Source organism: Thermoactinomyces sp. CICC 10523, from assembly GCF_016055105.1.
In the GTDB taxonomy this organism is placed as follows: Bacteria; Bacillota; Bacilli; order Thermoactinomycetales; family Thermoactinomycetaceae; genus Thermoactinomyces_A; species Thermoactinomyces_A daqus.
Genome location: NZ_JAECVX010000003.1, coordinates 36,933 through 59,019, shown reverse-complemented (window position 1 = coordinate 59,019; position 22,087 = coordinate 36,933). Strand labels below are relative to the sequence as shown.

Annotated in this window: 18 protein-coding genes; 10 read left to right on the top strand and 8 right to left on the bottom strand. The window is 50.0% G+C overall.

Going from position 1 to position 22,087, the window contains the following annotated elements; translation table 11 throughout:
• The first annotated feature begins 107 nt into the window (after positions 1 to 107).
• From pheS to I8U19_RS05330, 7 genes are all read left to right on the top strand, one after another.
• A complete protein-coding gene (gene pheS / locus I8U19_RS05360; protein ID WP_033102088.1) occupies positions 108 to 1,109 on the top strand; it encodes a phenylalanine--tRNA ligase subunit alpha in 1,002 nt (333 codons plus the stop codon).
• An 18-nt stretch (positions 1,110 to 1,127) separates the two neighbouring features.
• The gene (pheT, locus tag I8U19_RS05355) at positions 1,128 to 3,548 is read left to right on the top strand and encodes a phenylalanine--tRNA ligase subunit beta (protein WP_198055385.1); all 2,421 of its coding nucleotides are present in this window, start codon (positions 1,128 to 1,130) and stop codon (positions 3,546 to 3,548) included.
• Between the two features lie 64 nt (positions 3,549 to 3,612).
• The gene (zapA, locus tag I8U19_RS05350; protein WP_033102090.1) at positions 3,613 to 3,861 is read left to right on the top strand and encodes a cell division protein ZapA; all 249 of its coding nucleotides are present in this window, start codon (positions 3,613 to 3,615) and stop codon (positions 3,859 to 3,861) included.
• Between the two features lie 13 nt (positions 3,862 to 3,874).
• Positions 3,875 to 4,411, top strand: a complete 537-nt coding sequence (locus I8U19_RS05345) for a CvpA family protein (RefSeq protein WP_033102091.1) — start codon at positions 3,875 to 3,877, stop codon at positions 4,409 to 4,411.
• Positions 4,412 to 4,463: 52 nt separating this feature from the next.
• Positions 4,464 to 6,218, top strand: a complete 1,755-nt coding sequence (gene polX / locus I8U19_RS05340; protein ID WP_198055384.1) for a DNA polymerase/3'-5' exonuclease PolX — start codon at positions 4,464 to 4,466, stop codon at positions 6,216 to 6,218.
• Positions 6,219 to 6,419: 201 nt separating this feature from the next.
• Positions 6,420 to 7,418, top strand: a complete 999-nt coding sequence (sleB, locus tag I8U19_RS17605) for a spore cortex-lytic enzyme (RefSeq protein WP_038020990.1) — start codon at positions 6,420 to 6,422, stop codon at positions 7,416 to 7,418.
• An 88-nt stretch (positions 7,419 to 7,506) separates the two neighbouring features.
• A complete protein-coding gene (locus I8U19_RS05330; RefSeq protein WP_198055383.1) occupies positions 7,507 to 9,867 on the top strand; it encodes an endonuclease MutS2 in 2,361 nt (786 codons plus the stop codon).
• 187 nt (positions 9,868 to 10,054) lie between these two features.
• Here the strand turns inward: I8U19_RS05330 and I8U19_RS05325 are convergent, their stop codons facing one another.
• Positions 10,055 to 11,179, bottom strand: coding sequence for a S8 family peptidase (locus I8U19_RS05325; RefSeq protein WP_370589259.1), 1,125 nt, complete (start codon positions 11,177 to 11,179; stop codon positions 10,055 to 10,057).
• Positions 11,180 to 11,763: 584 nt separating this feature from the next.
• Positions 11,764 to 11,967, bottom strand: coding sequence for a hypothetical protein (locus I8U19_RS05320; protein ID WP_033102095.1), 204 nt, complete (start codon positions 11,965 to 11,967; stop codon positions 11,764 to 11,766).
• A 175-nt stretch (positions 11,968 to 12,142) separates the two neighbouring features.
• On the opposite strand from I8U19_RS05320, the gene I8U19_RS05315 reads away from it, so the two are divergent.
• Both I8U19_RS05315 and I8U19_RS05310 read left to right on the top strand, forming a co-directional pair.
• Complete coding sequence (locus I8U19_RS05315) at positions 12,143 to 13,162, top strand: aromatic acid exporter family protein (RefSeq protein WP_081943988.1); 1,020 nt, start codon at positions 12,143 to 12,145, stop codon at positions 13,160 to 13,162.
• Between the two features lie 143 nt (positions 13,163 to 13,305).
• Complete coding sequence (locus I8U19_RS05310) at positions 13,306 to 14,793, top strand: M36 family metallopeptidase (protein ID WP_033102135.1); 1,488 nt, start codon at positions 13,306 to 13,308, stop codon at positions 14,791 to 14,793.
• A gap of 9 nt (positions 14,794 to 14,802) precedes the next feature.
• Here the strand turns inward: I8U19_RS05310 and I8U19_RS05305 are convergent, their stop codons facing one another.
• Positions 14,803 to 15,021: a hypothetical protein gene (locus I8U19_RS05305; RefSeq protein WP_033102096.1), complete on the bottom strand. Its 219-nt coding sequence runs from the start codon at positions 15,019 to 15,021 to the stop codon at positions 14,803 to 14,805.
• 98 nt (positions 15,022 to 15,119) lie between these two features.
• Positions 15,120 to 16,511, bottom strand: a complete 1,392-nt coding sequence (locus I8U19_RS05300) for an RsmF rRNA methyltransferase first C-terminal domain-containing protein (RefSeq protein WP_033102097.1) — start codon at positions 16,509 to 16,511, stop codon at positions 15,120 to 15,122.
• A gap of 112 nt (positions 16,512 to 16,623) precedes the next feature.
• On the opposite strand from I8U19_RS05300, the gene I8U19_RS05295 reads away from it, so the two are divergent.
• On the top strand, positions 16,624 to 17,322 hold the full coding sequence (locus tag I8U19_RS05295; protein WP_198055382.1) for a YdcF family protein: 699 nt from the start codon (positions 16,624 to 16,626) through the stop codon (positions 17,320 to 17,322).
• Positions 17,323 to 17,327: 5 nt separating this feature from the next.
• On the opposite strand, the gene I8U19_RS05290 is transcribed toward I8U19_RS05295, so the two are convergent.
• From I8U19_RS05290 to I8U19_RS05275, 4 genes are all read right to left on the bottom strand, one after another.
• Positions 17,328 to 18,656 carry a helix-turn-helix domain-containing protein gene (locus I8U19_RS05290; protein ID WP_198055381.1) on the bottom strand — a complete coding sequence of 443 codons (1,329 nt, stop codon included), beginning with the start codon at positions 18,654 to 18,656 and terminating at the stop codon, positions 17,328 to 17,330.
• A gap of 414 nt (positions 18,657 to 19,070) precedes the next feature.
• Entirely contained in the window at positions 19,071 to 19,502 is a 432-nt protein-coding gene (locus I8U19_RS05285; protein ID WP_033102100.1) for a hypothetical protein, read from the bottom strand.
• 153 nt (positions 19,503 to 19,655) lie between these two features.
• A complete protein-coding gene (locus I8U19_RS05280; RefSeq protein ID WP_033102101.1) occupies positions 19,656 to 20,939 on the bottom strand; it encodes a BaiN/RdsA family NAD(P)/FAD-dependent oxidoreductase in 1,284 nt (427 codons plus the stop codon).
• A gap of 230 nt (positions 20,940 to 21,169) precedes the next feature.
• The gene (locus I8U19_RS05275) at positions 21,170 to 21,853 is read right to left on the bottom strand and encodes a hypothetical protein (RefSeq protein WP_198055380.1); all 684 of its coding nucleotides are present in this window, start codon (positions 21,851 to 21,853) and stop codon (positions 21,170 to 21,172) included.
• Positions 21,854 to 22,087 lie beyond the last annotated feature (234 nt).

The following is a 22,087-nucleotide window of genomic DNA, read 5'->3' as shown; positions in this document are numbered from 1 at the left end:
GCCCCCTGGTTTTACTTAACTTTCAGCCTTGGGATGTGAAAATGCAGCTTTGTGTCCCGGGGTTGTGCCGAAAAAAATGAGAGTTTGATGAGAAAGGAGCGTTTTTCATGCGCGAGCGATTGGAAGCTTTGAGCAGTGAGGCGGCTCTGGCGATTCAACAGGTGACTACGCTGGAAGAATTGCGGGAGCTGAAGGTGAAGTATTTGGGAAAAAAAGGGGAACTGACCGGCGTGTTGCGCGGGATGGGCAGTTTGTCGCCCGAAGAGCGCCCGGTGATCGGGAGTTTGGCCAACGAAATCCGCAATCACCTGGATCAGTTGATAACGGGAAAAGAAGCGGCTTTGCAGGCGGCAGCCCTTGAAGAGCAACTGGCAAAAGAGACAATCGACGTCACGCTTCCGGGCGTGAAACGAAATGTTGGTTCGCTTCATCCCCTTCATTTGATCATTGAAAAAATTGAGGATATTTTTGTCGGCATGGGATTTGAAGTCGCTGAAGGACCCGAAGTGGAAACGGATAAATACAACTTTGAAGCATTGAACATGCCGCAGGAACACCCGGCACGCGACATGCAGGATTCATTCTACATCACGCCGGAACTGCTGCTGCGCACGCACACTTCCTCAGTTCAGGTGAGGACCTTGGAAAAGAAAGAAGGATATGTTCCGGTGCGGATCATCTGCCCGGGCAAAGTGTATCGCCGCGATGACGATGATGCCACCCACTCTCACCAATTTACCCAGATCGAGGGTCTGGTTGTTGACCGCGGGGTTTCGATGAGTGAGCTCAATGGCGTCCTGTTGTCGTTTATTGAAAAAATCTTTGGCGAAGGAACCGAAATGCGCTTGCGCCCGAGCTATTTCCCGTTTACCGAACCAAGCGTGGAAGTGGATATCTATCACCCGGAAAAAGGATGGATCGAAATTCTGGGTGCCGGAATGGTTCATCCGCGCGTCCTGGAAAAAGCGGGGTACAACCCGGAACGCTATTCCGGTTTTGCCTTTGGCATGGGAGTTGAGCGAATTGCCATGCTGAAGTACGACATTGATGATATTCGCCATTTTTACAACAATGATTTGCGTTTCCTGCGTCAATTCAAAACGGTGTGAGAGGAGTGTTCAAGTATCATGCTTGTATCTTATGAATGGCTGTCCCAGTATGTGGATCTGGAAGGCATTACGCCGGAGGATATTGCAGAAGAATTGAACCGTACCGGGATCGAAGTGGAAGTGATCTATACGCGTGATCCCGGAGTCAGCGGTGTGGTCATCGGAGAGGTTTTATCCGTCGAGCCCCATCCCCATGCGGACCGCCTCAAAGTCTGCATGGTGAATGTCGGCAAAGGGCAGATATTGCAAATTGTCTGCGGGGCGAAAAACGTCGCAGCCGGACAACGCGTTCCCGTCGCCCTCGTCGGTGCGAAATTGCCGGGCGGTGTTCATATTAAAAAAGCAGAGTTGCGCGGAATCGAATCGAACGGGATGATCTGCTCAGCGAAGGAACTGGGCTTCCCGGAAAAAGTGCTGATGAAAGAGCAGACGGAAGGAATTCTTGTCCTGGAAAAAGAAGCACCGGTCGGCGGGGATATTAAAGAGTACTTGGGCATGAATGACCAGGTGATCGAATTGCAGCTGACGCCCAATCGTTCCGATTGTCTCGGGATGGTCGGTGTCGCCTATGAAATCGCCGCCATCTTTGACCGGGAACTGCGCCTGCCGATGATTACCGAAACGGCGCCGCAATATGACTCTCCCGTGAATGTTTACATTGAATCGGAAGAAGACTGCCCGTTTTATGCCGTCCAGGTTGTGCATAATCTGCAGGTGGGCCCGTCCCCGCAGTGGATGCAGAACCGGCTCATCTCTGCCGGAATCCGTCCGATCAACAACATTGTCGACATCACCAACTATGTGATGCTGGAAATGGGGCAGCCGCTTCATGCTTTTGATTATGACCGGATCGGCGGAGGCCAGATTGTGGTCCGGCGCGCACAGGAAGGGGAGCAAATCACCACGCTGGATGGAACGGTGAGAACCTGCGACCCGGAAATGCTTCTGATCACCAATGGGGAAGAGCCGCTGGCCGTTGCCGGTGTAATGGGCGGAGAGTCTTCGGAAGTGACCGGGCAGACCGTTTCCGTCCTCATTGAATCAGCTTTCTTCGACCCGATGCTGGTCCGCCAGGGAGCGCGCAAATTAGCCATGCGCACGGAGGCGAGCGCCCGGTTTGAAAAAGGAGTTGACCCGGAACAAATCGTGCCGGCCCTCAATCGTGCCGTCCAGTTGTTGTGCCAGTTGGCCGGAGGCGTTGCCGGTTCGGAGCCGGTTGTGCACAAAGTGGGTGACATCGATGACATTATTGTCGAATTGAGGCACGAGCGGCTGGTCAACCTGCTGGGAGTGCAAATCAGCCAGCCCGAGGTGTTGGATATTTTCCGCCGCTTGCGTTTCCCTGTACGTATGGATGACGGGCTGTATGAGGTTCAGGTGCCGACCCGACGCCCTGATGTGATGATCGAAGTCGATCTGATTGAAGAAGTGGCGAGGATTTTCGGGTATGATCGGATCCCGACCACTTTGCCGTGGGGACAGCAACCGCCGGGCGGTTTGACCAGGGAGCAAAAATTGCGCCGCACCATCCGCCATACGCTCCGCAACATGGGGCTTCATGAGGTCTTGACCTACAGCTTGACCTCCGAGCAAACGGAAGCGGAAGTGGAATCGCTCGAGCCGCAAGCACGGCCGATTCATTTGGCGATGCCGATGAGCAGCGAGCATGCGATTTTGCGTACGACTTTGCTTCCGCAACTGATTGAAACGGCTGCCTACAATATCAATCGCGGAAATGACCGGGTTTCCATCTTTGAATTGGGCCGGACCTATCTCACGTCAGAAGAGCAATTGGAGCAACTCCCGCTGGAACGCTATGAACTGGCCGGCGTGGTTACGGGCAAAAAAGAGCCGTCCATCTGGAAAGAGAAAGAGCTTCCCGCCGGAGATTTCTATGAAGTGAAAGGGATGCTGGAAGCATTGTTCACCCGTCTCGGCGTTTACGGAGTTGAATTCCGCGCTGCCCGGCCAAAAGGGTTCCACCCCGGCAGAACGGCAGAAATGGTGATCGAGGAGCAGGTGATCGGGATTTTGGGTGAAATCCATCCACAGCTGGCCCGGAAATATGATCTCGAACATCCGGTCGCCTTCCAGATTGATGTGGAAAAACTGCTGTCGGCCATTGATGAAGAAATCATCTATGAACCGATTCCCCGTTATCCGGCAGTAACCCGTGATTTGGCTGTCATCGTTGACGAAAACGTGCCCGTAGGGGAGCTGGAAGAAGGAATTTGGGAAGAGGCTGGAGAACTTCTTCAATCTGTATCCTTGTTTGATGTGTTTACAGGAGAGCAAATTGGGGAAGGAAAGAAAAGTGTAGCCTTTTCATTGGTGTACCGCGCTTCAAACCGAACATTGACCGATGAAGAAGTAAATCGGGTGCATGATTCGGTTGTCGCGTTCCTCTCTTCTGCATTTGGTGCGAAGCTGAGACAATAACATCGAAGGGCTGTCGATTCCTGCCCTGACCGTAACCTTCACTCGGTGAGGGAGGCGCTGCAAAATGAAAAACAAATTGACTGTGGAGATTTACGGTCAGCAGTATCATTTGACCGGAAAAGCGAGCCCTGGTCATATGCGCCAGGTGGCTGGCCATGTTGATGAAAAGATGAGGCAGATCGCCGATAACAATCCGCGTCTGGATGCCACGAAACTGGCTGTTTTGTCTGCCGTCAATATTGCGGATGATTATCTTAAGCTGAAACAAGAATATGATGAAATCATGCATCTGATTGAAGATGAGCAACCTTGAGGAGGACTTGTCATTGAACTTGTTTGATTGGATCTTAATACTCCTTCTCATCGGTGCGTTATTTCAGGGGTATCAGCGGGGGCTGGTATTGCAGCTGGCCTCGCTGATCACCTATTTTGCATCTTTGTGGGTGGCGTACAAATTTACCGATGAGCTGGCACCTGAATTGAGCAAATTGTGGCAGATGCCCGATTCGGTTCATAACGGGTGGCTTTCGCTCCTGCCGATGGAAAAAATGATTTACTCTGCCATGGCATTTTTCCTTTTGTTCGTGGGAACGAAATTCGTTTTGTCCATCGCGGTTTCCGTGATCAATCAAGTGGCGAAATTGCCGGTTCTGTCTCTGTTCAACCGTTCCGGCGGAGTATTGTTCGCTTTTGTAAAAACGTTCGTCGTCATCGTGGTGGTCGTGAATATTCTTCATGTCCTGCCATGGGCACCGGGGCAGAATGCCGTCAAATCATCGGCCCTGGCCCAAACCTGTCTGAAGATCACACCGGATTTGACAAAAGAAGTGCAGAATTTGCTGCATGGTTCCCATCAGACGTGAAAAATCGGGGCTACGGAAAACGTAGCCTCTTTTTTGTGAGGAGCGTGATGCAATGCATAACAAACAAATAGCCGCCGCTTTGCTTGAACTGGCCGACCTGCTGGAAATCAGCGGGGAGAATGCCTTCAAGGTGAATGCCTACCGCCGTGCCTCCCGAACGGTGGAAAACTGCCGGTTTCCGATTGCAAAACAATTGGATCGCCTGGAAGAACTGCCGGGGATTGGAAAAGGGACGGCCGGGGTGATTGAGGAACTGGTTGCCGCCGGATCGATCGGCATGCTTGAAGAGCTGAAAAGCACATTGCCGCCAGGTCTTCCGGAACTTCTCAAACTTCCGGGGCTCGGCCCGCGATCGGTTCACACGCTTTATAAGGAACTGGACATTAAAAACATGGACGAATTGAAAGAAGCGGCGGAAAAGCAAAAAATTCGTTCTCTGCCGGGATTCGGCCCTAAAAAGGAGCAGAAGATCCTGGAGGCGATCGCCCAGGTGCAGAACAGGCCGGAACGCCGTTTGCTGCATGAGGCGCTCTTTGTTGCCAGCCATTTGGCCGAACAGCTCAAGGATGAGGAAGAAGTCCTGAAAATGGAACTGGCGGGGAGCCTCCGCCGGAGAAAAGAGACAATCAAGGATATCGATTTTGTCATCGCCACCGTCTCTCCCGTGGAACTGGGGAGGAAAATCGTCCGCTTGCCCGTCGTGACAGAGATCATCGGTCAGGGAGAAACCAAGGTGAGCGTGCGGGTAAATGTGGAGGGAATCGAAATGGGAGCCGATTTCCGGCTGGTGACACCGGCTCAATTTGCCAGCGCCCTTCATCATTTTACCGGTTCCAAAGAACACAATGTCCGCATTCGCCAACGGGCCAAAAAATATGGCCTGAAAGTGAGCGAATACGGGATTTTTAACAGCGAAACGGATGAAACGATGACGTTTGCCGACGAGCGGGAGTTTTTTGCCGCCCTGGATCTGCCCTGGATCGCCCCGGAACTGCGCGAGGACCGGGGCGAGATGGAGCGGGCTGAGCAGGACAATCTGCCCGGGCTGATCCGTCCGGAAGAGATTCGCGGGGATTTGCATATGCACACCCTGTACAGCGACGGAGCCGACAGCATTAAAAACATGGCGTTGGCAGCCAAGGCGAGAGGATACGAGTATATTGCCATCACCGACCATTCAGTATCGCTGAAAGTGGCCGGCGGGCTGTCGGTGGAGGAATTGATGGAACAGTGGGCGGAGATTGAGCGGATCAATGCCGAACTGGAGGGCATCGTGATATTAAAAGGGGTGGAAATGGATATTTTACCGGATGGGCGTCTTGATTATCCTGATGAAATCCTGGCCCGGATGGATTTTGTCATTGCCTCGATCCACAGCCGGTTTAACCAGGACGAGGAAGCAATGACCAAACGCATCATCCAGGCCATGGAAAATCCGTACGTCAACATGATCGCCCATCCGACGGGGCGCCTTCTCCTGCGGCGCGACCCTTATTCCGTGGATGTCGACCGCATTTTTCAGGCGGCAAAGGAGACAGGCACGATTTTGGAACTGAACAGCAACCCGCACCGCCTCGATTTAAACGACGAGCTTATAAAAAAAGCAAAAGAAGAGTACGGACTCACCTTTGCCATTAACACCGATGCCCATTCCACCGCAGAGCTGGGCAATATCGCCTATGGAGTGGCCACCGCCCGGCGGGGTTGGCTGGAACCGAAAGATGTGCTGAACACGTTGCCGTTACATGAACTCTTGCAACGCTTGAAACAAAAGACAGGGAAATCGAAAGCCGAAAATGGGAAGTAGCTGATCATGTCCCGCTTGGGATGACCCCGGTTAAAAAGGGATGGACGATTTAATGTTGTGTTTTCATGGCAGTCTCACATGTCACTGATCATCGGAAACCGTCCACGGGCGTCGTTCCTTATCAAAGGGTTTCCGTATGATTTGCGGGAAAGGTAAGCATAATAACGGAAAATACCAACCTGGAAAGGGTTGTTTTTCCGTATGCGAAACCGAACTTTTATCAAAATCGCGCTCCTTCTTTTGGCGGTCGTTTTGGTGGCGGTTACCGGCATCCACACGGATCTGTGGGCGCAGACGGCCGCCAAGGCAAATCCGGTTCCAGCCTTTGGCTCCGGGATTTTGAAGCAGGGTTCTTCCGGAAAAGATGTACTGGAACTGCAGGGCCGTTTGAAATTGCTGGGCTACTATACGGGCCCGGTGGATGGCGTGTTTGGTAACCGAACCTACCGGGCCGTCCGTCTGTTCCAGTATGCCTTTGGCATGAAAATCGACGGGATCGTCGGCCCCAAAACGAAACTTCGCCTGTGGAAGGCAACCAAGCATTGGACACCGGAGATGACGAAAGAGAAGCCCAAAGGGCCGGTGCTCAAACGCGGGGCGCGCGGCGGGGGAGTCTGGGAACTGCAAGGGCGACTCGGGTTTCTCGGCTTTTATACAGGGAAAATTGACGGTGTTTACGGCAATCGGACTTATCACGCCGTTCGCCTGTTTCAATACCGTTTTGGGATGAAAATCGACGGGATCGCCGGTCCGGAAACGATGGCGAAGCTGCGCAAGGCAACCAGGAACTATGCTCCGAAAAAAGCCAGGAAGGCGTTCACGCTGCCCAAAAGCAGTCACGGATTTAGTAAGAGCGACATCAATCTGTTGGCACGGGCCGTTTACGCCGAAGGCCGGGGCGAGCCTTATGTCGGCCAGGTGGCGATTGCTGCGGTTATTTTAAACCGGGTTGACAGCTCCCAATTTCCCAATACGGTTCCGGGGATTATTTATCAGCCGTTGGCATTTGAGTCAGTGGCTGACGGGCAGATCTGGATGGAACCGGATGAAACCGCACGCAAGGCTGTAATGGATGCGATCAATGGCTGGGATCCCTCGGGCGGAGCTTTGTATTATTTCAACCCTGCTCGTTCCACATCCAAATGGATTTGGAGCCGGCCGATCATCAAGAGAATCGGAAAACATGTCTTCTGCAAATAACCGAATCCTTCCCGCAGGGATTCGGTTTTTCCGTTTGCAGTCGTGCTATAATAGAAAGGGATTTTTTTATTAAAGAGGAGATGTCGGCGTGGAACAATGGACGCTGAATTCGTTGGAATATGATGAAGTAAAAGAGATTGTTAAAAGCCATGCGGCGACGAGCCTCGGCAAGGCAAAAGTCGAGGCGATGGTTCCCTCGGATCAATGGGAAGAAGTGAAGCGCCGTTTGGCGGAGACGCAGGAGGGGATGGATCTTCTCCGTTTAAAAGGGGATATTCCGCTCGGCGGTGTGCGCGACATTCGTGCCAGTTTGCGCCGTGCGGCTCTGGGCGGATTGTTGAATGAAGCGGAGTGCCTGGAGATTGCCAGCACGGTTTCCGCCGGAAGAAAAGTGAAGTCGCTGTTGCGGCAACTGGAAGAGGAAACGGCCGAACTCCCTTTGCTCAGGGAACTGACGGAGAGCATAGAAAGCTTGGATCATTTGGAAAAGGAAATCCTCGCCTGCATTGATGATCAGGGGATGGTGAAGGATCAGGCCAGCCCGGAGTTGCGGAGAATCCGTCAGCAGATGGGGGACGTGCGCGGGCAAATTCAGTCGACGTTAAATAACATGATCCGAAGTGCCCACTATCAGAAAATGATGCAGGAACCGATCATCACTCAGCGCTTTGATCGCTATGTGATTCCGGTGAAGCAGGAGTACCGGGCGCAATTTGGCGGGATTATCCATGATCAATCAGCTTCCGGAGCCACGCTGTTCATTGAGCCGGAAGCGGTGGTGAAATTGAACAACCGCTTGCGTGAACTGGAGTTGTCGGAGCAGAAAGAAGTGGATCGCGTGCTCGGTCTCCTGACAGCCAAGGTGCAGGAAGAGGCTGAGCATCTGCAAGCGAATGTGGCCGCCCTGGCTGAACTTGACTTGATCGCGGCCCGGGCCCGGTTCGGTTATCAGATGAAAGCGGTCTGTCCGCAGCTTTCGACCGATCAGACGTTGCGCCTGAAAAAAGCGCGCCACCCCTTGATTTCGCCGGAAGAGGTCGTTCCGATCGATATTGAGATGGGGAAACGATACCGGTCTGTCATCATTACGGGACCGAACACCGGCGGGAAAACAGTGACGCTGAAAACGGTAGGCTTGTTTGCGCTGATGGTGCAGTCGGGAATTCCGATTCCGGCGGAAGAAGAGAGCACGATGCCCGTCTTCAGCGGAGTATTTGCCGATATCGGAGACGAACAAAGCATTGAGCAAAGCTTGAGCACCTTTTCGGGACACCTGCGGAATATTATCCGCATTTTAAAGCGAATCGATGAGGGAAGTTTGGTCTTATTTGACGAACTGGGAGCAGGGACCGACCCGACCGAAGGGGCTGCACTGGCCATCGCCATTCTGGAGCATGTCATTTCCCGTGGCTCTTTGGTCATTGCCACCACCCATTACAGCGAATTGAAATTGTTTGCCCATACGCATCCACAAGCAGTCAATGCCAGCGTTGAATTTGATGTGGAGACATTGAGGCCGACTTACCGTCTGCTCGTCGGTGTTCCCGGGCGAAGCAATGCGTTTCTGATCTCAAAACGGCTCGGATTGCCGGAAGAATTGATCCAAGTGGCGAAACAGCATCTTTCCAGCGAGGAAAACCGGTTGGAAGAGATGATCAGCAGCCTCACCGCGGAAAGAAAAGCAGCGGAAGAGGAACGGATCAAAGCCGCGGAGTTGCACCGGGAAGCGGAAGCGCTGTATGAGGATATGCGCCGGCAGCTGGATCAGTGGGAAGAAGAGAAGGCGAAAATCAAGGAGAAAGCGCGCATGGAGGCGCGGGAAATCGTGCGCACGGCCCAGCGCGAAGCAGAAGCGGTGTTGAAAGAGTTGCGCGAATGGGCGAAACAGAAACCGCAAGATATCAAGGAACATCAATTGATTGAAGCGAAAAAAAGGCTGGATCAGGCTGTTCCGGACTGGGAGTTGCCCAAAAAAACGAAGAAGGCAGCCGGAAAATCCCGAAAAATCGAGGTCGGTGACGAGGTGACGGTGCTCTCGATCAATCAGACCGGAACAGTGGTGGAAGTGCTGGATAACGATGAATTTCAGGTGCAGATCGGCTTTTTGAAAATGAAAATTCACCGCGACGGCCTCGAGAAGCGGGCGTCAGCCAAACCCGCTCCCGCTGTCAAAATCAAATCAACCGTGAAACGCTCAAGAACCGATGTAAAACCGGAACTTGATTTGCGCGGGAAAATGGTGGAAGAAGCCATCCTGGAAATTGACAGCTATCTGGATAAAGCCCTCCTCGCAGGATATAAACAGGTTTCGCTGATTCACGGGAAAGGGACCGGCGCACTTCGCACCGGCGTACAGGAGTTTTTGCGGAAACATCGCAGTGTGAAAGGATTCCGCCTCGGAGCCCACGGCGAAGGAGGTTCGGGCGTAACCATCGTGGAATTGCGCTGACTACCGGTGAGCAGTGGAGGTTTTCTATGCAATATCTGCCGCGGATTTTAGGAACGATCGCCGTACTGTTTTTTGTGGTCGGACTTGTCTGGTTTCTGCTTTATGCCAGGTGATTTTCGTTTATCATAAAAAAACCAGCCGCCCGGGTTCAAGCGGGGGCTGGTTTTTTTGCGGGCAATTTTTTGGATTAATAATTTACAGCTTTATAAGCATTGATTCTGCCGTAGGTAAAGTAAGTACCCGTGCCGGAGATCCGGTCGGCGGTGTTTTCAATGGCTGCGCGGATTTGCGAATTGCTTCTGCCTTGGGAGGCGAGCAGACCAGCAAGACCAGCCACATGGGGGGTGGCCATCGAAGTGCCGCTCAGGGTTTGATAAGTGCTGCCGAGATAGGTTGAGAAGATGCTGGAGCCGGGAGCGGCAACATCAACCCAGCTGCCGTAGTTGGAGAAATAAGAGAGTCTGTCGGAGGAATCGGTCGATGCTACGGCGATGGCATTGCTGTAGTAAGCCGGGTAGCTCGGAGCAGAAGTGCTTTCATTACCGGCCGCAGCCACGACAACGGCTCCTTTGCTCCAAGCATAGTTCACCGCATTTTGCAAAGTGGAGGTACCGGCAGAACCGCCAAGGCTCAGGCTGATGACTTTTGCTCCTTGATCGGCAGCATATTGGATTCCGTTGGCGACATTGGCCAATGTGCCGCTGCCGTTAGCATCCAGAACACGAACTGCCAGAATGCTCACATTGGGCGCGATACCGGCAATCCCTCTGCTGTTGTTGGTTACAGCGGCGGCAATCCCGGCGCAGTGGGTTCCGTGCCCGTTTTGGTCATAAGGATCAGAATCGTTATTGACAAAGTCATATCCTTTGATCACCTTGCCGCTCAAATCTGGATGGTCGTATTGCACTCCGGTGTCAACGATAGCGATTTTTACGGAGCTGCTGCCTCTGGTGACATCCCAGGCTTGCGGAGCCTGAATTTTTTGCGGGCCCCATTGCTGGCTGCTGAAATAGGTGTCATTCGGAGTCCATTCTGCATGGAAATAGTAGTTTGGTTCTGCATATTGTACATTGGGGTTTGCTTTATATTTTTTGATCATGTCCTGAATGGAGGTATTTTTGTCGAACTTGACAACTTGCCAGCCGTATTTTGATGATTCGACCACTTTTGCTCCAAGCTGGTCACTGAGCGATTCGACGGAAGCGGTATTAACGCCCGGCTTGAATTTGACGATTAACTCCCCGGGAACATAATTTGTTGGATGGGCAGGGCTTGCGAAAATGGACGAAGGAACAATGAGCAGCGCCAACATCAACAAAGCTGCCACTACACTCAAGATGCGTTTCATACGGCACTCTCCTTTTTGATGAATTCAACGCCAATTCCGATCATTCAGACATATAACAGTAAGATACTTTATTCTTATCCGGCAACCCTCCTTTTGCATGATCTATTTATTCATTCTCTTTTCAAATGAAAATTCCTCCCTTATTTCTTAAATAATATAAATATTTCAAACTAAACAAAAATAATTCATCATTATAAATGTAGAATTTTGATCCGAATCCGTATATCATATAAAGAGTGGATTGCCAGTTTATTGATTATTTTCCATTAAGAAGGGAAATTTTCTTGATGGCTGATCCTGCGACCGTCGGTGTTCGTTTTCTGAAATTACAGGATGAGAATAGAAGTTATTACCGGTGAAATCAGCTGTTTTTCATTTTTCATTAGTGTTGCAGGATTTTATGAAGAGGTTTTTGAAAGCGATTGGAATTTGTTTTCTGTCATGCAAGGCGGGCAAAAGTCCGGTGGCAGGGGGATGAAAAAAAGAAGCCTTTCCGGGAAAAAGGCTTCGGCATGCGCTCGTTACTTCCTATCCTTTTTATGGCTCAGTCATTGCGGATCTATTTTTAATTTTCTCATTTCGTTTTGCAGATGTGTGAGATAAGCCAGTGTATCCCTCTTTCGCTCGGGGGTATACTTCTCAGGATGGGAATTCATTTCATCCAAAAGGCGCTTGGCGCGGTCAAAACTGGCTTCAAGCAAACGATAGTAACTTTTTTTGGCAGGAATGCCGGCCGAAGTGATCGTGCTCATATATATCGCTCCCTGATTCAGACAGTTCTCACATCTAATATCATACCAAACTTGTTAAGTTTAGGGAATCGTGCTGTTAATAAAACATTCACGAATGCCCGCTGCTTTTTCCGGTTTACAAAGCCGGGGGTTGCGTTATAATGGGCAATGATTATTAGAAGAAGAGTGAGGCCCCATGAAGATTGGATATCGTGTGATCAAAACAGTAATCGGGATGCCTTTGGCGATGGGGTTGGCGGAATGGATGGGACTTCAATTTTATGTTTCCGCCGGCATGCTGACCATCCTCTGTATCCAGCCGACCAAGAAGCGTTCGTACCAAACGGCATGGGAACGGCTGGCGGCATGTTTTATCGCCATGGGCTTGTCGTTTGCCATCTTTGAGACCATCGGCTACCATCTGTTCAGTTTGTCTGTTCTCCTGTTTATCCTGATCCCGTTGCTCGTCTTTCTCAACCTGAAGGATGGGATTACCACCAGCATGGTCATCATTTTGCATTTTTTTCTGTTAAAGAATATCGATCTCAAAACAATTTTTAATGAAACCATGCTCCTGATCATCGGGATCGGAACAGCAGTTTTGGTAAATATGCACATGCCCAATGTCGAGAAGGATCTTGAGCGCATCCGCAAAGAGATTGAGCAGAACTTTAAAACGATTTTAAAGGAATTTGCCAGTTATTTGCGTAACGGCAACAGCGACTGGGACGGAAAAGAGATTACCGAAACATCCGATATGCTCAAACAAGCGAAAGAATTGGCCTTGAAGGATATTGAAAATCGCCTGAACGATGCTAACTACAGTTATTACCGTTACTTTGAAATGCGCGGAAAGCAATTTGAGATTTTGGAGCGGATCGCGCCTACGGTTTCTTCCTTAAACACCTGCTGTGTCCAGGGGTATATCATCGCCCATTTCCTCGATAAACTCTCCGATGCAGTGCACCCGGGGAATACGGCGCATCTCTTTTTGGAAGAGCTTGAACAGATGCGCGCGGAATTTAAAAAGTCCCCTTTGCCCGTCACCCGGGAAGAATTTGAAACGCGCGCTGCTTTGTTGCACTTTCTCAATGAGATGCGACGCTATTTGCTTATCAAGCGGGATCTGCACAAGGAAGCATTAAAACCTTCAGGACGGAAAGGGAAGCCTTTTATGCTGCGGAAACTGTTGCCTCGATGGCTCAAGAGCGGATGAACCAAGCGGGAGCGGAAAAATGCTCCTGCTTTTTTATATAAAAACGGTGGACGCATACGGGTCCGAATAATAAAATATTTTTGAATATGATTAAATTGGGGGATGAATGATTGGTTAAATCGAAAAAGCTTCGCTTGTGGGCGATGGTCGCGTTTCTGTCGGTGTTCATGTTGAGCATTCCGCTGGCGATGGCTGAACCCGGGCATCAACCGGAAATGTTAACCGTTTCGGTTGCCAAACAAATTGCTGATCAATATTTAAAAGAACACGCAAGTTCGTATCATCTGAAGTCAGATTTATCCGAATTGAAATATTCAACCACGATTACAACCCCTTTGGCGGATTATGTCAGATACCAACAGGTCATCGGCAACCATCCTGTGTTTACGAACCAGGTGGTCGTGACGGTCAGCCGGGCGGGCAAAGTGCAACTGGTCGTATCCGATTTTAAACCGGCGCGGGAAGTGCAAAAAATCCCGTCCAAGCAAATTTCCCAGGAAGAAAGAACAGACCGGGCGTTTGAACAGATCGGTGCCAAAGATAAAGAAACCTGGGGACCGACGAAACAAGAATTCGGCTATCTCGTGCAAGACGGACAGGCGATTCCGGTTTACCGCGTCGTCGTCCATTCCGTCAACCCGTTTGGAGCATGGGAGACCTATTTGCGAGCCGGCGACGGCAAGCTGTTGGCAAAAAGGGATTTGAACCGGCATGCCACCGGCTCCGGCAAAGTTTTTCTGCCCAACCCGGTAGAGACAGCGCGGTCCGTTTCCGGTCTTTCTGATCGGAACGATGCCGACTCCCCGGCGCTGGATGCACAATTGAAACCCGTGATTCTCCAGGGGCTGGACGGATCCGGCAACTTAAAAGGCCAGTTTGTGAACATTCAATCGCGATCAAAAACATTTTCTCAAACTCTTACCTTTAATTATACCCGGAATCAAAACAGCTTTGAGGATGTGATGGCTTACTACCATCTGGATACGATAATCCGGTATATTCACGGGCTTGGCTTTACCAATGTGATGAACGGAACGATCACGGCCAATGTGGATACCTATAAAGAGGATAATTCCTTTTATTCGCCGACGAAAAAAGATCTTACCTTTGGCACCGGTGGCGTGGATGACGCAGAGGATGCCGGTGTGATTGTTCATGAGTTGGGTCATGCGATCCAAGACAATCAGGTTCCCGGCTTTGGAAACAGCGAAGAAGGAGGAGCGATGGGCGAAGGTTTTGGCGATTACATGGGAGCCACCTACGAGGATGCCCTGACGCAGGATGATTTCGGAAAGGCCTGTGTGGCGGAGTGGGATTCGACCGCGTATTCCTCGGGCAACCCGCCTTGCTTGCGCCGTCTCGATACCAACAAAGTATATCCGGACGATCTGCAGGGAGAGGTTCATGCCGACGGGGAAATTTGGTCCCAGGGGTTGTATGAGATGGCTCAGGCATTTGGGCGGGATGTGGCCACCAAGATCATTTTGCAATCGCATTGGTCATTAACGCCAAACGCGACTTTCCACGATGGTGCAAAAGCGATCAAACAAGCGGATGTGATCTTGTTCGGAGGGATGCACGGGGCGAAAATTGACCAAATCTGGGCGGCGCGAGGAATCTCCACTCAATAGGATGGAAATCTATTTGCGTGAACGAAAATTGATCTGGATTTCCTTTATGGATGACCTGAGGGGAAGGGATGGGACGGGAGAGACGGAAGCATCTGTGTCATTCTCTGCTTCATTCTCCGGTTCTTCATTTTCAAACAGATGGCCCATAAACAGCCATTCCGGATGAATCATTCCCATGGCAACGGGCAAATAGCGGGTCCAATATGTTTTTTCGTCCGGCTTGCTCATGGGAATCCCTCCTTCGGCTCTTACCATAAGATATGCGGTTGAACGCTTGAATTATGAGAAGAGGAAAAAAATGGGCGACCCTTTGGCGGGCCGCCTTTTTAATCGTTTTTGTCGAAGCGAAGCCATTTGGGATAGTGATTTTTTAACAGCCCTCCGGACACTTTTCCCCAACCCAGCGGGAAATGGTCGACTGTGACGAGCGTCCATCCCTTGCTTTGAGCGGAGGGAAGGGTTTCACCTTGAAGGTAGCGCAGCAAGTCGGGGTCATCGACGGTGAAGTTGCATTGCCTTTTCACCATCTGCGGATCCAGCGACAGAGCCAAGGCGTGAGAAGGAACAAAGTGATTTTTTTTGGCCTGTCCCAGGTAGCGCCCAGGGCGTTCCACCCGGAGTCCTTTCAGCGAAGGGATGTCAACAGGAACGTAATATAAGTGTTCACCGTACAGGGTGAAAGTGCCATTTGACAAAAAGTTTGTATCCGTCAACGTTTCACTGGCGAACCGTTCCCACAGCTTTCGGGCTTGTGCATGGACGGGAGGCCATTTGCCGGGGCGTTTTTTACTTCCTTCCGCTGTTGTCTCTTTTTGCAATACAGCGACAAAATGCCCTTCTCCACGAAGGTGATGCGGCCAGAGGCGGGCGGCTTTGACCAGTTTATTGTCTGCCTCCCTGATCCAATCGGGCCTGCCGGAACGATAATATTGCCGCTGTGGAACCGGAATCAGTTTAAAATCAGGATGAAGCTGGAGAAACCGCCAAATCAGCTCTTCATTTTCACGGGGGTTAAATGTGCATGTCGAATAGACAAGACGTCCCCCGGGGCGAAGCATCGGTGCGGCCGCCTCAAGAATTTCCAGTTGCAGGTCGGCGCACTTTTCCGTCGCCCGAATGCTCCAGCGCTCACATGCATCGGCGTCCTTGCGGAACATTCCTTCACCGGAACAGGGGGCATCGACCAAAATCCGGTCGAAATAACCGGAAAATCGCTCCGATAAATGGCCGGGATTCTCATTCAGCACGACCGCATTGGTCACACCGCAGCGCTCCAGATTTTCCACCAGCGCCTTAATTCGTTTTGCGTCTATTTCATTGGCGACGAGGATCCCTTTCCCTTTCATTTTGGCGGCAATCTGTGTTGTCTTGCCTCCTGGAGCGGCACAAAGATCCAAAATGTTTTCCCCGGGCTGGGGTTCAAGGGCTTCTGCCGGTGCCATTGCGCTGGCATCCTGGATATAATAAAGACCTGCAGCATGATAGACGTGTTTGCCCGGCCGGTCAAGCTCGTGATTGTAATAAAATCCTTCCGGGCACCAGGGAACGGATTCAAGATGGAAAGGCACCCGTACTTTCAGTTGCTCCGGAGATGTTTTCAAGATGTTGACACGCAAGCTGCGGGTAGGCGGCTCTTCATAGGTATGGTAAAAAGATGGGTATTCCTCTTGTAACAGTTGTTTCATTTGTTCCAGATAATCAACAGGGAGTGAAACCATTGTTGTCCTCCTTTGGGCAGTACCCAAAAATGGTCGGGAACATTTCGCATTCAAGCTTGTGCCATTATACCACAAATGGATTCCAAACATTAGTGGCGGGAGGGAAGCCGAAATGGATATTCCAAAATTTCCGGAACTGCCTCCTTTGACGCAGGAGCAGATGGAGGAAATCACGAAATTGACATTTCTGCATCGTGACCGCTTTGACTATGAAAAACCGTTTGATTTGCTTTTTGTCTTCGGCGGTTCCTATCCGATGATCTGGGAGACGGCGAAGAAGGCTTACGATCAGGGGTTGGCACCGTTGATTCTAGTGACGGGAGGATATAAGGAGGGAGCGACCAGACACGAAAGCTGGACTTACGGCAAAACTCCCGAATCCCGCGTGATCAGGCAGAAGTTAATGGAGCTCGGGGTACCGGGCGAATGCATTTTCATCGAGGACCGGTCGGCCAATTCCTTGGAAAACGTGCTGTTTGCCAAGGAGATATTCGATTTTACCCGAATCCGGCGGCTTCTGTTTGTGTGCAAGGCTTATGCTGCCGGACGGCAATGGCGGACCCTGCGTCGGCATCTGCCCGGCGATCTGTATTGCGCCCCGTATCCGGCTTATACTTCGATCAATCAGGAGGCTGTGACTGAAACGGGTTGGATGAACCGGCCTGATCACCGGCAGATCGTCTATGGAGAGTATTTGCGGATTTTGTACTATGGCCGAAAAGGGGATATTATCCCGGTTGAGCAATCCATTCCGGGATTGCCTCTTCCCGGTGAGGACGGGAGGGGAGAACAGAAGAAGGATTGGCCTTGACAGTGTCAAGTTTCCAACCCTTCTTGTTCGCGAAGACGGAGTTCGGATTGCAACTCGTCGAGCAGGGCGACATATTTTTCTGTATTCCCCATCTTCTTCCAACATTCTGACAGGTTGAGCAGTGATTTTTCCTTTTGCCGGGAGAAATTATATTGTGTGCTTATTTCCAGAGCCTCTTCATAGGGGGTGATCGCCTTGGCATATTCGTCTGTTTCCAGATAATAATCGCCCAGTGCCATTAACGATTCGCAGAAGCGGTGTGCATCATTATATTTTCTTCCCCTGTTCACCGCCATATTCAAACAGTTGAACGATTGTTCCCATTCTCCCCTTTTTCCGTACAGTTTGCCCAGTTGGGTCAAGGTGGAGACGAGAACATATTTCTTATCCTTCAATTTATTCTCCAACCGGAGCGCCAGTTGATAACAGTTTTCCGCCGTTTGCAGATCACCGGCATTCTGCAGGATATTGCCCCATACTGTCAACAGGCGGACCGCTTGTTCATGCGTTCCGTTTGCCCTGGCGATGTATAAGCCTTCTTTGGCAAAGGTGAGGGCGGTTTGAAATTTTTTCTTCTGGTTTAACAATGTCGCTTTCAGTTCATACATATTGAGTTTGACATCCAGGCGATTTATATTTTGGATCGAGGCCCATAGTTCATCGAGGGTTTGCAAAGCTTCATCCGTGCGGTACAATTTTTCCAGATAGGAAACTTTTCCAATTAATAATTCATATTGCAATTCTTGGCGGTCTCCGCTCTTGATGAACACGTTCAGCCCTTTATTAACAAAATCGAGTGCTTTATTCAGGTTATTATCCCGCAAATAGTAGATTCGCCCCAGTTCGTTGAAACAGGCAGCTTTAATATTATTTTCGTTCATGGTGCCTTTCCCGGAATCAATCAATTCGATTGCTTGGTTTATATATTTTTCTGCTGCTTTTAAGTTATTTTTCTTCATGTAACATAAACCTTTTAAGTAAAGGATAATATCCATAAACTGCCCCTTGCTCTCTTGTTGCAACATGCGCAACCGTTCCAGGGCACCGTCGCAATCGAGATTGATGCAGGTTTCGATCAGAAACAACAGGTTTTCGATCTGGCTTCGGTTTTCCCGTTCTTTATTGATGAGTGAAGGAAGATCCTCAATATCAAACCCGAGTTTTTGGCAGTAGTAAATGCGATTTTGCGGTTTGACTGTTGGAACACCGCGTTCAATGCTGCTGATGGTGGCGAAGGAGATGCGATGATCTTCCAAGTCCTTGAGACGGAACCCTTTTTCCTTTCGGATTCTTCGGAGAGCTTCGCCCAAGGATTTCAAATCTTGTGCATTCACTTAAAATCACCTCTCCGCTTTTATCATATTGGTTCCTGTTTCGTTTGTCTATATTTTAGACGAAAAAGAGGTTCAAATTTGATGTTTTTAAAAAAAATGAATTTAAAAATCCGTATTTAATCAGATTGCACAGGTATGAACGGTAAGATTTAAAAAAAGAGAGGGAGGTTTAAGATAACGATTCGATTGGAAGAAACAGGAAACGATGAAATTGCAAGAAGAGATTTAATATTTTTCCGCTTGCAGTATCTAAAAAGGAAGGCATTGCAGGGAGAAAATGAAAAGGGGAGGATTATCGCAGATTGGCCTTCATTAATGAAAAGGAAGAGGGATAACGGCATCGGCAGTTTCCCATGCTTCCTTTTTACGGCCAAACGCTGATCATCCTCCCGGGGGAAATGTTACGGGGATTGGTTAATAGTTAACCCAGCCCATGCCCAGGCCGGTTGTCCGTTTTACCATGATCCGGTATTTTCCTGCCTTGAGTTTGGGATAAAAGTTGTAGCCGACAAAATCACTCCCGCCTGGATTTGGCGGTTCTGTGGCCAGCTTGTGATGGGTGCGCACCAAGTTTCCGTGCTCATCATAAATGTCAAAAATGACTTCGGCCACTCCCTCTTTGTTGAAAAAGAGTTTTCCGGTGATGTTGTCGTCTTTACCGTCAAAATCGAAATATTTTCCTCCGTTGATCCATCCGCTGGTACCCTCAAACTGAATCTCGTCACTGTGCGGATTTACATACTCTGCCGCAGCATGTGCATCAGAGATTGAACCAAAAGCCAGAGTCAAAGATAAACCGGCGGCTGCCAAACAGAAACCGCAACGTTTCAACCAAGTTGTTTTCACTTCCATTCACTCCTGCCATTGATGAGTGCTTCTCTATTATTATATGAGAGCCCGTTTCAGGAAAAAAGGGAAAAGGACTCTTCCATTTGTCTCCTTTTTCGTGATAGCGGATGTCTGGTCAGAGGAGGCGGATTTCTTCGGTTTCATGTCAAGTCATGATAGGGATGCCCGCTGCCCGATCACCTGCTCCGCGGCGCTTTTTCCGGCGACATATCCCGTGCAGGTGGCAGCTGTGATGTTATAACCGCCGGTATAGCCATGAATGTCCAGAATTTCGCCGCAAAAATATAAGCCTTGCATTTTTTTGGATTGCATCGTTTTGGGATCAATTTCTTTTACATGGACGCCGCCCCCGGTGACAAATGCTTTTTCCAGGGACAATGTTCCGTTGATGGCCAGGGTAAAATGCCGGGCTGTCTGGCAGAGTTTTTCCAGCTGTTCACGGGAGAGATGGGAGCAGGTCAAGTCCCCGGAAATCTCCGCCCGCTCGGTGAGCACAGGGATCATCCGGTCGGGAAGAAAGGGTTTCAGGGCGTTGCGCACGGTTTTTTTGGGCTGTTTTCGGCAAACTTTTCCCCACTCTTGTTCCAGTTGATCAGGTCTGACATCCGGAAAAAGATTGATTGCCAAAGGGATGGAAGGCGTTCCGAATTTCTTCAGTGCTTTCACGACAAACTGGCTGCAGCGAAGCGCGGCGGGACCGGAGAGCCCGAAATGGGTGAAGAGGACATCACCGCGATGTTCGACCAGTTTTTTTCCCTTTGGGTTGTAGACGGTTAACACTACATCGCGAAGGGACAAGCCCTGCAATATTTTGTTTTTAATCAGGGGTTCCGCGGACGTAAGCGGGACTTCAGTGGGAAAAAGTTCGGTAATCGTGTGGCCCGCTTCGGTTGCCCACGCATATCCGTCACCGGTCGAACCGGTATGGGAGGCGGCTTTCCCGCCTGTCGCCACGATGACGGCAGGGGCAAAAAAAGATTGCCCGTTCCGGCATTCAACGCCTTTTACTTTCCCCCCTTCATAAAGGATGCGCTTGACCGGCAGATTGACGCGAATTTCCGTGCCGACGGCTTTCACTTTTTTGATAAAAGCCTGGACTACCGATTTGGCGCTGTCTGTGACCGGAAACATCCGCCCGTTGTCCTCCTCTTTCAGACTGACCCCCAAATCTTCAAAAAAGCGGATGATGTCACGGTTGTTAAAAATGGAAAAGACGCTGTACAAAAAGCGCCCGTTTCCGGGAATATTCCGGATCAGTTCATCAATTTCTTTATTGTTTGTCACATTGCACCGCCCGCCACCGGAAATGGCCAGCTTTTTACCCAGTTTTTCGCCTTTATCCAACAGCAGGACCCTGGCCCCGTGCATTCCAGCCGAGGCGCTTGCCATCAAACCGGCGGGGCCGCCGCCAATGACAATAACATCGTAGTTCATATCATAGCTCCTTTTAATTCAGCTTAAGGTATGGATTAGAAAGTTGGAACGAAGCAGGTGCCCCTGTCAAAAATCGCTTCCTTGGAAGTTGCCATCTGCTGAGTTCATTTCGTTGTTTCGGCTACAGGATTCAGTTTAACACAGAACGAGGCAACGCTATGCGAAACTTCCCGGTTATGAGAGACTTCGGATTCCCGCGCCGGTTTGGCATTTGCCTTGCGATCGTCATTTCAGACGCCTTTGCTCCTGTCGGATGCTTGCCTGGTCAGAACGGAGACAGACGCTTCTGAGGTTGGAATTTGTAAATCTGACCGTATGTGAAGAAAGAGGAGTCCGATCTTTTCGTGCAAGGAATGGAGATCATTTTTTAACTCTTCTGATATCTCATTTGTTTGTGCGGAGGCAGGATCGTGCAGTTTCAGATCAATGGAGTGCAACATCTGCCGGATGTCCAGGACATCTTGGAGGATCTGGTCAGGCAGAAGCCAGAGGTGATCATGAATGAACCGTTCCCATTTCAGGCTGTTCATGAGGATATCTTTTGCATGCCTGTTTTGGTTGGATTCGTTGATGATCCGGGTGTTAAAGTAGAGACCGATGACAAAGGTTAAAGCGGTGACAATCGCGGAAATGACCGAAGCAATCACTTCTCCATCCGGCTTGATTAAAAGTAATGAAATGATTAACAAAGAGATCGTGGCAATTCTTTCGATATGGGAATGGAACTGAGGAAAGCGCTGCCCAAACAGGCTGAAATAGACCAAAGCACAGCCGATCAAGCCCAAAATTAACATATCATAACTCAGTTTTTGCAATACTTCAGGGTCATGACTGACGAGAAATAAGATGGCAGCGATGCATACAGCCATAATCATAATGAGATATCCCAGCCATTTTAAAATTTTGAAATACATCTCTTTCCCCCGTTTTCTTAAAAATTGGTTTCAGATCGGCGCGTGGTGCACTCGCTCCCTGATCAATGCTTAAGTTTTCATTCCGGGATTGAGCCGGCATTCTTGATCGTGTCCCGGCATTTCAAGCATATCATTGGATGGATTGCAAACATATAGTGGTGAAGACGGAATATCGCATGCAAATCCCTTTTTCATTTTCGGCAGAACATAAAATTGAGGTTTAAAAAAGCGGGA

Bases quoted from the DNA above. Each gene is read 5' to 3' on its own strand.
- I8U19_RS05325 (WP_370589259.1), bottom strand. From the start codon at position 11,179: ATGTTGGCGCTGCTCATTGTTCCTTCGTCCATTTTCGCAAGCCCTGCC.
- pheT (WP_198055385.1), top strand. From the start codon at position 1,128: ATGCTTGTATCTTATGAATGGCTGTCCCAGTATGTGGATCTGGAAGGC.
- I8U19_RS05300 (WP_033102097.1), bottom strand. From the start codon at position 16,511: ATGGTTTCACTCCCTGTTGATTATCTGGAACAAATGAAACAACTGTTA.
- I8U19_RS05305 (WP_033102096.1), bottom strand. From the start codon at position 15,021: ATGAGCAAGCCGGACGAAAAAACATATTGGACCCGCTATTTGCCCGTT.
- I8U19_RS05275 (WP_198055380.1), bottom strand. From the start codon at position 21,853: ATGTATTTCAAAATTTTAAAATGGCTGGGATATCTCATTATGATTATG.
- I8U19_RS05315 (WP_081943988.1), top strand. From the start codon at position 12,143: ATGAAGATTGGATATCGTGTGATCAAAACAGTAATCGGGATGCCTTTG.
- I8U19_RS05280 (WP_033102101.1), bottom strand. From the start codon at position 20,939: ATGAACTACGATGTTATTGTCATTGGCGGCGGCCCCGCCGGTTTGATG.
- pheS (WP_033102088.1), top strand. From the start codon at position 108: ATGCGCGAGCGATTGGAAGCTTTGAGCAGTGAGGCGGCTCTGGCGATT.
- I8U19_RS05310 (WP_033102135.1), top strand. From the start codon at position 13,306: ATGGTCGCGTTTCTGTCGGTGTTCATGTTGAGCATTCCGCTGGCGATG.
- I8U19_RS05320 (WP_033102095.1), bottom strand. From the start codon at position 11,967: ATGAGCACGATCACTTCGGCCGGCATTCCTGCCAAAAAAAGTTACTAT.
- polX (WP_198055384.1), top strand. From the start codon at position 4,464: ATGCATAACAAACAAATAGCCGCCGCTTTGCTTGAACTGGCCGACCTG.
- sleB (WP_038020990.1), top strand. From the start codon at position 6,420: ATGCGAAACCGAACTTTTATCAAAATCGCGCTCCTTCTTTTGGCGGTC.
- I8U19_RS05295 (WP_198055382.1), top strand. From the start codon at position 16,624: ATGGATATTCCAAAATTTCCGGAACTGCCTCCTTTGACGCAGGAGCAG.
- zapA (WP_033102090.1), top strand. From the start codon at position 3,613: ATGAAAAACAAATTGACTGTGGAGATTTACGGTCAGCAGTATCATTTG.